Consider the following 15,117-nt stretch of genomic DNA (forward strand, 5'->3'; position numbering starts at 1 on the left):
ACACCTCTTTCTATATAATTTTTTAACTTAGCTATATTGAATCGAATGGCTTAAGTATATAAATTTCATATGAAGATATTATGAAGATGAAAAATAAAATTATTAAAATGAGTGAAAGATTTTGTAAACGATTTTTCTTTCTTTAACTGGAGTCTTCATAAAATCAACATATTAATTTGATAAAATAATTTAGTAATATATAATAAGCTTAGTAAGTAAAATTTCATAATTTTGTTTAGTATAGAATTATGAAATTAGCTGTAATATGTAAATTTATATTTAAATTTGGAGGGAATATTTTTGCAGAGTATTAGGAGAAGATTAGGTATAATAATTATTTTTTGTTCAATTATTGCTGTTATTTTATCGGCACTGTTTGTTAATTTCGCACTTAACAGCACTTTTAATAAATATATGGTGAATATCCAGAATCAAAGAAACAATAGAATTGTAGATTATTTTGAGCAAATATATAAAAGAGATAAAAAATGGACTGTAAATTCTGGAGAAGAAATGATGCATGAAGCTTATATGAGCAACTATTGTTTAACGCTTCTAGATGCTAATAAAAATGTAATTTGGGGCATGGATCCCAATGACATAAAAGAAAGAGCTCATCTGGCAATAGTAAAAGATAGTAATAACAACGGGGTTTATACATCAAATTCCTTTGAAATTAAATCAGATGGGAAAGTTGTAGGCTATGTGGAAATTGGTCAGTATTCTCCAATTTTGTTATCCCAGCAGGATATAAATTTCAAAATATCAATAAACAGGGGCATTATTATTAGTGTTTTAATAACAATTTTTATAGCTGTTATAATTAGTATAATTATATCGAAGCAATTTTCTTCACCTATTAAAGCGGTTTCAGATACATCTGTTAAACTTTCTAATGGAAACTATGATTCTACTGTAAATATAAAGAGTAATATAAGAGAACTCAATAATCTGACTGAAAGCATAAATACATTAGGTAAGAGATTGCAAGAGCAGGATCAGCTAAGAAAGAGACTGGTTTCTGATATTTCCCATGAAATAAGAACTCCATTAAATGTTCTTCAGAATAATTTAGAAGCAATGATTGACGGAATATTCCCTGTGAATGAGGAACGCTTGAATTATCTGAATGAAGAGGTAATAAGATTTGGGAAAATGTTAAATAATTTAAATATATTAAAAGAATTTGATGAAGAAAAATTAAATCTGAATATGACAACTGTCTTTTTAGATGAACTTGTGTCTTCTGTAAGTAATGAGTTTTCTATTGATTTTAAAAACAAAAACATTAAATTTAATTTGAATATTGATAAAGATAAGGATTTTCAAATAGTAGGAGATGAAGATAAGATCAAACAGGTTTTTATAAATTTATTAAGTAATGCCATTAAATTTACTCAGGCTGGAGGAAATGTGTGGGTTAATTTGGATGTAAACAAGGATAAGGTTGTAGTTAAAGTTAAAGACGATGGTATGGGTATAAAAAAGGAAGATTTACCTTATATTTTTGAAAGATTATATAGAGGAGACAAGAGCCGACATGAAATAGAAGGAAGTGGTATAGGGCTAACTATTGTAAAAAGAATACTTACTCTTCATTCTGCCGATATTAATGTTGAAAGTGTTGCTGGTATAGGAACATCGTTTACATTATATTTTAATAAGAAAATGTCTTAATATGTCGTTAAAATATTGGGAATAATTATCAAAGGTTTCACTTTTTAAATGAATATTTAAAAAACAGATAAAAAGTGTACTTATAATCTTGTTAATTAGTAAATGCTTGTCAATAGTATTTTCATTCATGGTTGTGCTTCGGGTGGCATGGCGGGTTAACTAGTAATAATCTATACATTTAGAAAATAAGGAGAATAAGAATGAATAATATTTTAATAATTGAGGATGAAGTAAAAGTATCAGAAGTAATTAAAGCTTATCTTGAAAAAGAAGGGTATAAAGTATATTGCACAATTAAAGGATATGACGGACTTAATTTATTCAATAAAATAGATTTTCAGCTGATTATATTAGATTTAATGCTTCCAGATATTGATGGGGAAGAGGTTTGTAAGTTTATAAGGAAAACATCGGATGTGCATATATTCATGCTTACTGCAAAGGTAGAATTAAGTGACAAAATTCAAGGACTTAATATGGGAGCTGATGAATATCTCACTAAGCCTCTAAGTCCAAGAGAATTGACGGCAAGGGTAAATGCTTTGTTTAGAAGGGTAGATTCTAATAAAATAACAATACTTTCATATGATAATGGAAAACTTAAGATTGATAAAGAAAAGAGAAATGTGCTGGTAAAAGGAGAAGATATAATTTTAACTCCAAATGAATTTGATCTTTTGTATACTCTTGCTTCAAATGAGGGTAAAGTTCTATCGCGAGAACAGCTTATTCAAAATGTATATGGTATTGATTTTGAAGGATATGATAGAACTGTAGATGTCCATATTAAAAATTTAAGGAAAAAAATAGAGGATAGCAGTAAAACACCCAAATATATAATCACTGTTGTTAAAGTTGGTTATAAATTTGGCGGCGAAAGAGATACGTAGTATTTAATGAGGTGGATAGCTTGAAATATCAGAAAATGCAAATTAAATTAGATAGTCCACTTACTTTCTTAAAGTATTTTAAAAATGAAGAAAATTTTTTCTTTTATAATCCATTGAAAAAGGAATTTATTCTTGGGGCAAAGCGTTTAAAAGCCTTGACTTTGGAGGAAAGTTTAAAAGATTATCCATATATTTTTTCATCAAGAACCTTCTTTAATTCTATCAGAGACGAAAAGTGGTCAGGAATTGGAAATGAAAATATAGCATTTGAATATTATTTGGTTGAAAAGCAAGGTAAACAGACACTTTATTATATAAAGGATTTTGTTGAAATTGAAAATATGAAAGTGGAAGTTTGTAGACATTCTTTCAGATGTGAAATGGATGATTATAATTCTTGGGAGCAGCTATTTTCGGCTGCTCATAATGCTATATTGAATAAAGAATTAAATAAAGTTGTGATTTCAAGAGAAATTAAAATTAAGTGTGATGGATCAATAAACACAGAAAGCATTTTACAAAACCTTTTGAAGCAGAATGCAAATAGCTTTATATTTTCATATTGTAAAGATGGAAAAAACTTTCTGGGTGCAACACCTGAAATTTTAATTCAAAAAGAAAAAAATAATGTTTTAAGCTATGCCATAGCTGGTACTGTTTTGCGGAGTGATAAAGAGGATGAACATGAAAAGAAAAGGTTGCTAATCGATACCAAAAATCGTCATGAACATCAAATCGTCATTGATTCAATAGTTAATTCTATGAAGAATTTTACAGATGAACTGGTAGTGGATGAAACAAAGATTTTGGTACTTAAAAATTTATATCATTTACAAACCTGTATTCATGGAAAGAATACAAACAGAACATTACTTCAATGGGTAAAGCTGATGCATCCTACACCTGCATTAGGAGGAAATCCTGTAAATAAAGCACTGGAATTGATTAAAGACCATGAAAAACATGAAAGAGGTCTGTATGCGGCACCAATAGGAATAATAGATGAAAATGGAGACGGGATCTTTGTAGTAGGAATACGATCTGCACTGATTGAAAAAAATATAGTCTATGCATACAGCGGCTGCGGTATAGTGGATAAATCAAATTGCGAAAGTGAATATATTGAAACTACAAATAAATTGAAAACTATAATTGAAAGTTTATGAGATGATTATCTGCTGTAATACTCCACTTTAAAAGTTGGATAATAGCGATATGTCATTGGGTAATTTAATCTAAACTTAGCTGGTGAATACAAATTGCCACTAAGTTTAGATTTATTGATAGTCGAGAGGGGAAAGAAATGACAAATTACATTGCAGCTTTAGTTGATGAATCATATGAATTAGGTGTTCGTGATGTTGTAATTAGTCCTGGATCACGTTCTACACCTTTAGCATATTTATTTTGCGAACATAATTTTAATAATTTTGTGAATATTGATGAACGATCTTCTGCCTTCTTTGCACTTGGAATTGCAAAGGAGCATGAAAGACCAGTAGTATTAGTCTGTACTTCAGGTTCAGCGGCAGCAAATTATTTACCTGCAATTGTAGAGGCAAAATATTCAGGAGTGCCATTAATTGTTTTAACAGCTGATCGTCCCCTTGAATTGCGTAATGTTGGTGCACCACAGACAATTGATCAAAATAAAATATTTGATAATTTCACTAAGTATTATGAAGAATTACATTTACCAGAGGAAAATGAAAATATGTACCGTTATGTGCGTGTAGTTATGCAAAAGGCATATTCAAATGCTATGTCAAAAGAATATGGTGTAGTCCATATTAATGTACCACTTAGAGAACCTTTAATCCCGGAGTTTAAAAAGGTGGATTTTACTAAAGGACGATTTGAAAACAAATTTGAATATATAGAAGGTGAAAACCAAGTTATTTTTGAACCTTCAATTCTTAAGAATAAGAGTGGTATTATCATTTGTGGGGGAGATGCCTATTCAAATTATCATAAGGAAGTTATAGAATTAGGAGAACGATTAAAAGCACCTGTATTAGCAGATCCAATTTCCAATTTTAGAAATTATTCAAAAGATATTATTGTTGATAGCTATGATGCTTTTTTAAAAAATGATGATATTAAAAGAGAATTGAAGCCTGAGTTTATCATTCACTTTGGGCAAGTGACTGTATCAAAACGCCTTCAACAATTTTTGTCTATGCATAAAGATGCTCTATACCTACAAGTATCTGAAACATTTTACTACCATAATCCAGCTCTGTCTACGAAAAAATATATTGTTTCATCACCAAGAGTGTTTGCTCAGTGTATTTCTATAGAAAATAGCAATACAGCTTACTTATCCAAATGGTTAAATTATCAAAATCAAATGCGAAAACAATTAAATAGATCTAAGGAGGAAGTGAAGTTGTTTGAAGGAAAATTGATTCAAAAGATGCAAAATATGATTCCAGATGGAAGTAGATTAGTTGTTTCAAATAGTATGGCAATTCGTGATGTGGATTATTTCTTTGAAGCACGGAATCAAAATATCAAGGTATTGTGCAACAGAGGGGCAAATGGAATAGATGGTATTGTCTCCACTGCGCTTGGAATATCTACATCAAATAAACCAACAGTATTGTTAACTGGAGATTTATCCTTTTATTATGATTTAAATGGATTGTTAATTGGCAAAGCTCATAATTTAAATTTAATTATTTTGTTGTTGAATAATAATGGCGGAGGTATATTTAGGTATTTACCACAAAGTAAAGAAAAGAATTTTGATTATTTATTTTTAACCCCTCATGATATAAACTTTGAAGGTATAAAAACTTTATATGATATAACATATTATAAGGCAATTGACTATAAATCATTTGAAAATGCCTTTAATGAGGCATTAATTTTAGACGGAATTAAACTTATTGAAGTAAAAATTGATTCTGAGCTAAGTAAGATGCTGCATGATAAATATGCAACTTTGTAAAATAAGTTATTATAAATATGAATCTTTCAGACTTAGAAAAGCTTATCTATTATATATTTTATGTTATATGGATTCATAATAGCTCCATAATTGAGTAGTACAATAAACATATAAAGAAAAAATAATTATGGGAGTGATATTAAATGAAAAATAAAATTTTGGTTTTAGTAATATCAGGTGTACTTATAGTAGGTAGTATTTCAGTTGCATATGTAAAGGGAAGAAATAATATAAGTTACAATAATATTAGTAGACAAATGATGAGTGCACAAAATATAGGATATCAATCAAATGATAGCTTTAATAATATGATAAAAATAATGCAAGATAATGGTTTTAGTGATGAAGCAAAGGCTATGCAAAATAAAGATTATAATGCTATGAACAAGTTTATGAATAATTTAAGTGATGATGATTATAAAAAAATGATTGATATAATGCAAAACAATGGATACGGATCTATGGCTAAGATGATGGAAACTGTGGGCAGAGGAAATATGACAAAAATGCATCAGGACATGATGGGAAGATAATATTGTGATTTATTGGTCATGTGAAAAGAGGAATGAGTAGTTATCTTTTTACATGACTTTTTTAATAATGATAAAGGTATGAACAATTTTTAACGTTACATTTCTTTATAAAATCTTTATAAGTATTTTGTACAACAAATCTTAAGAAAACAAAAATAGTGATAAATATATAACTTTGTATAATCCAATGATAGACTCAAATTAATTAAGATTAATGACAAGAAATTTAAGCATACTGACAAAATAAGAGAAATTCTAGGCTGCAGATCAAAGTAGAAGCTCTATTGCAGCTTCGTGTTATAAGGTTATATTATATCGATTATAATAAAAATTATAATTAAATTTAACTTTAAATTTAAAAAGATTAACAATTACATAACTTATAAATAGGCAGTATGTTATAACATAGCATTAGACATATGTTATTATTCGGTAGAAGAGGAAAATATAAATTTACATTTTATCTCCAACTCGGATAACAATGTTAACACATGCATGGAATTATAAAAAATATTAAAGGAGTGTTGCTATGAAAATTAGCAGAAGAGACTTCCTAAAGTGGTCTGTAGCTACAGCAGTAGCTCTAAATCTTGATTTAGATATGGGTAAAGTTAATACTGTACTTGCAGCAGAGACAGATCCTCCAGTTATCTGGCTAAATGGAGCTGGATGTTCAGGATGTACCATATCAACTTTAAATGTTACTAATCCAACAACTATTGATGATGTACTTTTAAACAAAATAAGCTTAAAGTACGATACTACACTTATGACACAATCAGGAGACTCTGCAATACAGACTCTTGATCAAGCTGCAAATACTTACAATGGCCAATTTATACTTGTAGTTGAAGGTGCAGTACCAACAGGTGCCAGTGGAAACTATTGTATAATTGGTGAACAAAATGGTTCGCCCTTAACAATGCAGCAGGCTGTATTGAAATATGGTCCTATGGCTAAATATGTAGTTTCAGCAGGAACTTGTGCAGCTTTTGGAGGAGTATCGGCAGCCAGCCCTAATAGTACTTCCTGCCAATCAGTAGAAACATTACTAAGTGGACAAACTGCTAATCCGGTTATAAACCTTTCAGGATGTCCAGTTCATCCAACAGTTATGGTTCAAACACTTTTGAATCTTATATTAACTGGAATGCCAGCTTTAGATAGCCAAAATAGACCAACTCAGTACTATGGAACTGCTCTTCACTTTAACTGTCCTAGACGTGGAACAGGATCTGCAGGTCAGCCAGGTGTATATGGATGTTACAAAAGCATAGGATGTAAAGGGCCAGGGTGTGAAAATGTATGTTCTACTATGCAGTGGAATAATGGAGTGAGTTTTTGTACTATATCAAATTATCCATGTATTGGTTGTGCTAATTCAACGTTCCCTACAAATCCATTGTGCTAATGATGACTATTAATTAAAAAGGAAGTAATGAGATACTGGTAGAATTATTGGGAATAGTGTACTCCTTCCACCTATGTGCAGGATGTTCAGTGCACGTGATGTTGCTTTAGGGAGTAGAAATGTCTAAATTTATAGTACAACCTTTAAGGATTTAATTATAAAATATAGATTATAATGAGAATTATGATTATATTTAACTTTAAATTAAAAAGAATTTAACCATTCCATAACTTATAAATAGGCAGCATGACATATCATAGTAGTGGGTGGGTGTATGTTATCATTTGGTAAAACGAGAAAATATAAACTTGTATTTTTATATTCAATTCGGATAACAATGCTAACCCATGCATGGAATTATAAAAAATAAATTTAAAGGAGTGTTACTATGAAAATTAGCAGAAGAGACTTTCTAAAGTGGTCTGCAGCTACAGCAGTAGCTCTAAATCTTGATTTAGATATGGGTAAAGTTAATACTGTACTTGCAGCAGAAACAGATCCTCCAGTTATCTGGTTAAATGGAGCTGGATGTTCAGGATGTACCATATCAACTTTAAATGTTACTAATCCAGCAACTATTGATAATGTACTTTTAAACAAGATAAGTTTAAAATACGGTACTACTCTTATGACATCTTCAGGAGATTTAGCAATGCAGACTCTTGATCAAGCTGCAAATACTTACAAAGGTCAATTTATACTTGTAGTTGAAGGCGCAGTACCAACAGGTGCCAGTGGAAACTATTGTGTAATTGGTGAGCAAAATGGAACACCTTTAACAATGCAGCAGGCGTTATTAAAATATGGTCCTATGGCTAAATATGTAGTAGCAGCAGGAACCTGTGCGGCTTTTGGAGGAGTTTCGGCAACTAGTCCTAATAGTACTTCTTGCCAATCAGTAAAAACAGTACTAAGTGGACAAACTACTAATCCAGTTATAAACCTTGCAGGATGCCCAGTTCATCCAACAGTTATGGTTCAAACATTACTTGACCTTATATTGACAGGAATGCCAACATTAGATACTTACAATAGACCAACTAAATACTTTGGCGCTACTGTTCACAGTACTTGTCCTAGACGTTCAGCTGGAGATGCAAGTCAACCAGGTGTATATGGATGTTATGAAGAAATAGGATGTAAAGGACCAGGATGTGATAATGTATGTTCTACTATGAAGTGGAATAATGGTCAAAGCTGGTGTGTATTATCAGATTATCCATGTATAGGCTGTGCAAATCCAACTTTCCCTACAAATCCATTGTTAGGTAGTGGTGATTAATAAATAAAAAAAGAAAGGGATGATATATATGAGTACTATAGTATTAGATCCAATTACAAGATTAGAAGGACACTTAAAAATTAATGTAACACTTGACTCAAATAATAATGTAACAGCAGCTCAGGCTTCAGGAGGTCTTTACAGAGATTTTGAAAATATGCTTTTAAATAGAGTGCCAAAGGATGCAGCTTTTTTAACACAGAGAATATGCGGACTATGTCCAGTTTCTCATGCCATATCTTCATCAAAGGCAATAGAGCAAGCTGGTGGCTTCACACCTACTTTGCAGGGTCTTCTTTTAAGAGATCTTATTCAGGCTTCAAATTTTATATCAAGTAATATATTACATTTCTATCATTTAGCGTTAATGGATTACGTTCAAGGACCACAAATGTCCCCATGGACACCAGGATACAGCCAAGATTATAGATTTAATTCAACAGATAATCAAAACTTAGTTAACAATTATGTAACTGCACTATCAATAAGAAGACAAGCTCACGAAATGGGAGCAATATTTGGTGGTAAGCTTCCACATGTTGCTAACATTGTACCAGGTGGTGTAACTGCAATACCATCTTCAACAGATATAACTAATTTCAAGAATTATTTAACTACAATAACATCCTTTATTACAAATACATATCAAGGGGATGTTAACAAATTAGCTTCAACCTATAGTGATTATTATAGCGTAGGTGCTGGTTATGGTAATTTAATAGCTTATGGTGTATTTGATACAAATACTACTGGAGGCAAGTTATTCCCAGCAGGTACAGTAACTAATGGAACAGTAGGAAGCTTTAGTCAGACTAATGTAAAAGAATATGTAGGACATTCATGGTATTCCTCACCATCAGGAGTAAATCCAGCTAGTGAGACTACAACACCAAGCTACGGAAAATCAGGAGCATATACTTGGCTTAAGGCACCAAGATATAGTGGACAACCTTACGAGGCAGGTTCATTAGCAAGAACTTGGGTAAGCGGAGATTATAGACATGGTGTATCAGTTATGGACAGACATATGGCAAGATATACTGAAACAGCTAAGATAGCAAGCAATATGAATACCTGGATAAATCAGATAGTAACTGGTACAAATGGATATACAAATATAGGAACTCCAACTTCAGGAAGTGGAGTAGGTTTAACAGAAGCACCAAGAGGAGCTCTTGGACACTGGGTATCTGTATCAAGTTCTAAAATATCAAAATATCAGATTATTACACCAACTTGTTGGAATGCTTCCCCAATGGATGACAGCGGTAATGTTGGTCCAATAGAAAAGGCATTAATAGGAACTCATGTTACTGATACAACTCAGCCAGTAGAATTACTAAGGATAGTGCACTCCTTCGATCCATGTACAGGATGTTCAGTACATGTAATGTCACCTGAGGGAGTAGAAATGTCTAAATTTATAGTACAACCAGGAGTTTAATTATGAAAGATACTGTCATCCTTGGAATAGGTAATATACTTTTAAAAGATGACGGTGTAGGAGTCTATACAATAAGAGAGTTAGAGAATGAAAAGCTTCCATCTACTATAGAATTAGTAGATGGAGGTACTTCTACACTGGATACATTAAGTTATTTTCTAGATTATAAAAAAGTAATTATTGTAGACTGTTTAAAAGCTGGATATGAACCTGGTACTATATATAAGATTAATCCAGAAGACATAAAAAGCTATAAAAGTGAAAATTTGTCTATACATGATGTTCAAATTTTGGATGTAGTCAAAATAGCAAATATGTTAGGTAAGTTTCCTAAGGTTACAATATTCGGAATAGAGCCTGAAAAAATATGTTTAGATACGGAAATGACAGAAACTATGAAGAATAAAATACCTGAAGTTATAAAACTTCTTAAGATGGAGTTAGATCTTAAAGAAAAGCAAGAAAATGTAAGTTAGGTGATAAATATGCATGAAGTTTCAATCATGGAAAATACAATAAATATTATTTCAGAAAAGGCTAAAGAAAATAATCTAAAGAATATATCTAAAATTACTATAAAAATTGGAGAACTTTCTGGAGTAATGTCTGATTCATTAATATTTGCATTTAACAGTTTATCTAAAGGAACTATAGCTGAAGGTGCAAAGTTCTTAATAGAGAAAGTTGATGCCACAGCTATGTGTGATGACTGCGGTATTACATTTGAAATAGATCATTTTAATAAATTATGTCCAAATTGCAATAAGTTTTCAACTAACATTTTAAGTGGATATGAACTCTATGTTAATACAATTGAAGGAGAATAAAGAATGAGTGAAATTAAGGTAGTAACAAATATACTTCAAACCAATGACGAAATAACTGCAAAGAATAAAGAAATATTAGATGAAAAAGGCATATATGTAATCAATTTAATGAGTTCACCTGGTTCAGGTAAAACTTCAATACTTGAAAAAGTTATTTCAAAACTTAAAGATGATATAAAAATTGCAGTTATAGAAGGGGATATATACACAACAAAGGATGCAGAGAGAATTGAAGCACAGGGAGTACCAGTTGTACAAATTAATACAGGCGGAGCCTGTCATTTAGATGGAGATATGATTAAGAATTCACTAAATTCATTAAATTTAGATGCTGTGAACCTACTTGTTATAGAAAACGTAGGTAATCTTGTATGCCCAGCTGAATTTGAGATTGGTGAGGACATAAAGATATGCGTTTTAAGTACTACTGAGGGAAATGATAAACCACTTAAATATCCTCTTATGTTTGAAAAGAGCAGCGCAGTTATTTTAAATAAAATAGATCTAATGCCCTTTACTAATTTTAATAGAGATGAATTTTATAGAGACGTAAAATCTTTGAATGCTAATACTATCACCTTTGAAACAAGCTGTGTAAAAGATGAAGGATTAGATGAATTGTGTGTATGGCTGAAAGACAGGATTATTGAGAAGAGAAAGTAATAAAATTTTAAATATAAATAGATATTTTAGGAGGTAAAATATTATGCCAAGAATAGGAATTCCAGAGTTAATTGTTATTTTAGTAATAGCTTTAGTGGTTTTCGGACCAGGAAAGCTTCCAACAGTAGGAAAATCAATAGGAGAGGCAATTAATGAGTTTAAGAAAGCTTCGACTGAAATTACCAAAGGAAGTACTACTGAGGGTAACGCTACTGTAGCAAAGGCAGAAGAAAAGGTAGAAGAAAAGGTAGAAGAAAAGAAAGCAGAGTAGTTAGAGGTATATTATGATAAAAAGTGAACAAATCGTTGGTTTTGCAAAGTCGCTGGAGAAATTTAGAAAGATAATAATAACAATGCTTGTCATTGTTATTATTGCTGCTTCGCTTATGTATTTTGAGGCTGATTTTATAATAGGTATTTTAGAAAAACCTATTCATGGAGTTAATTTATATTTTATGACGCCAGCTGAAGGAATGATGGTGAAAATGAAAATTGCCTTTTTAGGTGGCATAGTGATTTCATTTCCCTTTATGGCGTATTTATTAATTTATCAAGCAGGTTCAAGATTAACTGGAAAAGTCAGAAGGATTCTTTATTTTTTTGTAACTCCAGTTGCAGTATTACTTTTTATTGGTGGAGCTTTTTTTGGATATAGATTATTATTACCTTCAACAATTGAGTTTTTATTGAGTTGTGGAAATGATTTTATGAAAGCAAATTTGTCTGGTGATAGTTATTTTTCATTTGTAGAAACTATACTTCTGGCTGTAGGTCTAATTTTTGAGCTTCCATTGGTTTTAATATCCCTATCCAGAATAAATGTTGTTAATTCAAAAATGCTAAAGGGAAAACGAAAAATTGCTTTGATGGTTTCACTTGTAGCTGTAGCATTTATAGCACCTTCACTAGATGCTATGACTTTTATTTTAGTAGCTTTACCAATAATAGGACTATATGAAATCAGTATCTGGAGTGTATATCTATTAGAAAAAAGTGATAAAAAGAAGCAATCATCTAAGGTATCTGAAAATAAATAACAAGTCAAAGATGCGACGTATATTTTCAATACAACAAGGAAACAGGTTCCACTGATAGTGGGCTATCAGCGAGTTCTGATGACGCAGTAGGATTTAAAATAGACTAGCATACTGACTTAGATATTTTTTGAAGATGCCTGAATTAAATGAAAGTGCTTAAATGCCAACATTAGAGGTGAATATATGACTAATGAAAATATAAAAGATATGTCTGTGGTAGATCATCTCAGTGAGCTTAGAAAGAGATTGATAATTATTATAATAGCAATAGCTGCTGCTACTGGAATTATTTATGAAAAAGCTTATTATTTAATCAAATTTTTAATGCTGCCTTTAGCTAAATTTAAATTGGAGCTTGTATATTTTTCTTTAGCAGAAGGTTTTATGACGAGAATGGGAATATCACTGTTAGCCGGGACTATAATTGTAAGTCCGATTATATTATACCAATTGGCTGCTTTTGTTAACCCAGGATTGTCTAAAAATGAGAAAAGATTATTATATAAAAATTTATTCTTTATGGCAATTTTACTGCTTGCTGGCATAACTTTTGGATATATATTAGTACTGCCCTATGCTCTTAATTTTTTAATATCTTATGGACAAAATTATATGAATCCGCTGCTTTCAGGCAGTACATATTTCAATTTTATAGGTATTTTTTGTTTCTTTACTGGAATTGTATTTTTGATTCCTTATATAATTGTACTTTTGGGTAAGTTGTCATTAATAAATTCAAAACGTCTTAGAAAGTGGAGAAAGTATATTTTTATAGCTACGCTGACACTTGAAGGATTATTTATTTCCAATGCAGGCTTAATTACTTGCATACTTGTTGCAGCTCCTGTACTGATATTGTACGAGATTAGCATATGGATTGTTTATTTTACAGAAAAAAGGTTAGAAAAGAAAAAAAGCAAAATTTAATACATTAATATTGGAGGGGTTAGTATGTGCTTAGCAGTTCCAGGGAAAGTTTTGAAAATAGATAATTATAAAGGTGTTGTAGAAATAGGAAATATGAAAAGAGAAGTATTTATGCACCTTATTCCAGATATAAAAGTTGGACAATATGTTTTAGTTCATGCAGGCTGTGCAATTGAAACAATTGATGAGGAGGAAGCAGCAAAAACTCTGGAAATAATAAAGGAGCTATCAGAGAATGAAATATGCTGATGAATTTCGAAGCGAAGATTACACTAAAGAACAAGTTAGGTGTGCATAGAGTATTATAATTGCAAATTTTGAATATATGTAATAACAGCTAGTTATTAATATGATAAAGGCAGTGTGTAAAATCAGAAATATTACTGAATAAGGCGGGGAGATAAAATGGAGGATAAGATATCATTAAGTCATGGAAGTGGCGGTAAACAAACTAATAATTTAATAAGTGATCTATTTATAAAGTATTTTGATAATGAAACCATAAGACAAATGAATGATTCTGCACAGCTTAATTTAGAACACAATAGAATTGCTTTCACTACAGATTCATTTGTAGTCACACCATCCTTTTTTAAAGGTGGAGATATTGGTAAGCTTGCAGTATGCGGCACAGTAAATGATTTAGCAGTGAGTGGTGCTAAACCGCTTTATTTAACAAGTGCATTTATTATAGAAGAGGGATATCCAATTGAAAGTCTTGAGACAATTGTAAAATCTATGGCTGAAACGGCAAAGGAAGCAGGAGTTCAAATTGTAGCGGGAGATACAAAAGTAGTAGAAAAAGGTGGAGTAGATGGGCTATTCATTAATACTGCTGGAATAGGTACAATTTATGAAGATGTTAATATTAAAGCAAATAACGCTGAAGCTGGAGATGTAGTTATTGTAAATGGAACACTTGGAGATCACGGAATGACTATTATGTGTGAAAGAAGTGGAATAGATATACAGGGTGAATTAAAAAGTGATTGTGCTCCTTTAAATATGCTAGTAGATTCAATATTAAATATATGTAAGGATATTCATGTGCTTAGGGATGCTACTAGAGGTGGAGTTGCAGCAGTTCTAAATGAAATTGCGGAAACCAGCAGAGTATCTATTGAATTGGAAGAAGATGCTATTCCTGTAAGCGAAGAAGTAAAGGGTGCCTGTGAATTGCTGGGATTAGATCCTTTATACATTGCTAACGAGGGAAAGCTATGCTGCTTTGTACCAGAAAAATACGCTGACAAAGTATTGGAGCAGATGAGAAATCACCCATTAGGATTTAATGCTAAAATCATTGGTAAAGTTGTAGAACAGGTATCACAAAATGTTTATTTGAAAACTATTATCGGTGGAAGAAGAATAGTAGATATGCCATCGGGGCAGCAGTTACCTAGAATATGCTAGGAAAAAACTATAATAGTATTTTCAAAAGAGCATTGTATTATATAACAAAGAGATTGTTTT

The 15,117-nt window shown here is 31.2% G+C and carries 16 protein-coding genes; all 16 read left to right on the top strand.

Annotated elements, in window-relative coordinates:
* Positions 1-300 precede the first annotated feature (300 nt).
* The 16 genes from CLOPA_RS09315 (at position 301) to hypE (ending at position 15,057) form a co-directional block, all read left to right on the top strand.
* Entirely contained in the window at positions 301-1,677 is a 1,377-nt protein-coding gene (locus tag CLOPA_RS09315) for a HAMP domain-containing sensor histidine kinase (RefSeq protein WP_015615184.1), read from the top strand.
* Between the two features lie 200 nt (positions 1,678-1,877).
* Entirely contained in the window at positions 1,878-2,567 is a 690-nt protein-coding gene (locus CLOPA_RS09320) for a response regulator transcription factor (protein ID WP_015615185.1), read from the top strand.
* A 20-nt stretch (positions 2,568-2,587) separates the two neighbouring features.
* Positions 2,588-3,733 carry an isochorismate synthase gene (locus CLOPA_RS09325; RefSeq protein WP_015615186.1) on the top strand — a complete coding sequence of 382 codons (1,146 nt, stop codon included), beginning with the start codon at positions 2,588-2,590 and terminating at the stop codon, positions 3,731-3,733.
* 137 nt (positions 3,734-3,870) lie between these two features.
* Positions 3,871-5,520: a 2-succinyl-5-enolpyruvyl-6-hydroxy-3-cyclohexene-1-carboxylic-acid synthase gene (gene menD / locus CLOPA_RS09330; RefSeq protein WP_015615187.1), complete on the top strand. Its 1,650-nt coding sequence runs from the start codon at positions 3,871-3,873 to the stop codon at positions 5,518-5,520.
* Between the two features lie 143 nt (positions 5,521-5,663).
* Positions 5,664-6,053, top strand: a complete 390-nt coding sequence (locus CLOPA_RS09335) for a hypothetical protein (RefSeq protein ID WP_015615188.1) — start codon at positions 5,664-5,666, stop codon at positions 6,051-6,053.
* 529 nt (positions 6,054-6,582) lie between these two features.
* Positions 6,583-7,464 (top strand): hydrogenase small subunit, encoded by an 882-nt coding sequence (locus tag CLOPA_RS09340; protein WP_015615189.1) that lies wholly within the window; start codon positions 6,583-6,585, stop codon positions 7,462-7,464.
* A gap of 388 nt (positions 7,465-7,852) precedes the next feature.
* Entirely contained in the window at positions 7,853-8,746 is an 894-nt protein-coding gene (locus tag CLOPA_RS09345) for a hydrogenase small subunit (protein ID WP_015615190.1), read from the top strand.
* 28 nt (positions 8,747-8,774) lie between these two features.
* Positions 8,775-10,190 (top strand): nickel-dependent hydrogenase large subunit, encoded by a 1,416-nt coding sequence (locus tag CLOPA_RS09350; RefSeq protein ID WP_015614971.1) that lies wholly within the window; start codon positions 8,775-8,777, stop codon positions 10,188-10,190.
* Positions 10,191-10,192: 2 nt separating this feature from the next.
* Complete coding sequence (locus CLOPA_RS09355) at positions 10,193-10,666, top strand: HyaD/HybD family hydrogenase maturation endopeptidase (protein WP_015614972.1); 474 nt, start codon at positions 10,193-10,195, stop codon at positions 10,664-10,666.
* Between the two features lie 9 nt (positions 10,667-10,675).
* The gene (hypA, locus tag CLOPA_RS09360) at positions 10,676-11,017 is read left to right on the top strand and encodes a hydrogenase maturation nickel metallochaperone HypA (RefSeq protein ID WP_015614973.1); all 342 of its coding nucleotides are present in this window, start codon (positions 10,676-10,678) and stop codon (positions 11,015-11,017) included.
* Between the two features lie 3 nt (positions 11,018-11,020).
* Entirely contained in the window at positions 11,021-11,680 is a 660-nt protein-coding gene (hypB, locus tag CLOPA_RS09365) for a hydrogenase nickel incorporation protein HypB (RefSeq protein WP_015614974.1), read from the top strand.
* Positions 11,681-11,723: 43 nt separating this feature from the next.
* Positions 11,724-11,951, top strand: coding sequence for a twin-arginine translocase TatA/TatE family subunit (gene tatA, locus CLOPA_RS09370; protein WP_015614975.1), 228 nt, complete (start codon positions 11,724-11,726; stop codon positions 11,949-11,951).
* Positions 11,952-11,964: 13 nt separating this feature from the next.
* Positions 11,965-12,717 carry a twin-arginine translocase subunit TatC gene (tatC, locus tag CLOPA_RS09375; RefSeq protein ID WP_015614976.1) on the top strand — a complete coding sequence of 251 codons (753 nt, stop codon included), beginning with the start codon at positions 11,965-11,967 and terminating at the stop codon, positions 12,715-12,717.
* Between the two features lie 183 nt (positions 12,718-12,900).
* Positions 12,901-13,644 carry a twin-arginine translocase subunit TatC gene (gene tatC, locus CLOPA_RS09380; RefSeq protein WP_015614977.1) on the top strand — a complete coding sequence of 248 codons (744 nt, stop codon included), beginning with the start codon at positions 12,901-12,903 and terminating at the stop codon, positions 13,642-13,644.
* Between the two features lie 24 nt (positions 13,645-13,668).
* Positions 13,669-13,893, top strand: coding sequence for a HypC/HybG/HupF family hydrogenase formation chaperone (locus CLOPA_RS09385; protein WP_015613474.1), 225 nt, complete (start codon positions 13,669-13,671; stop codon positions 13,891-13,893).
* Between the two features lie 156 nt (positions 13,894-14,049).
* Complete coding sequence (gene hypE / locus CLOPA_RS09390) at positions 14,050-15,057, top strand: hydrogenase expression/formation protein HypE (RefSeq protein WP_015614978.1); 1,008 nt, start codon at positions 14,050-14,052, stop codon at positions 15,055-15,057.
* Positions 15,058-15,117 lie beyond the last annotated feature (60 nt).

This window comes from Clostridium pasteurianum BC1 (assembly GCF_000389635.1).
GTDB lineage: Bacteria > Bacillota > Clostridia > Clostridiales > Clostridiaceae > Clostridium_I > Clostridium_I pasteurianum_A.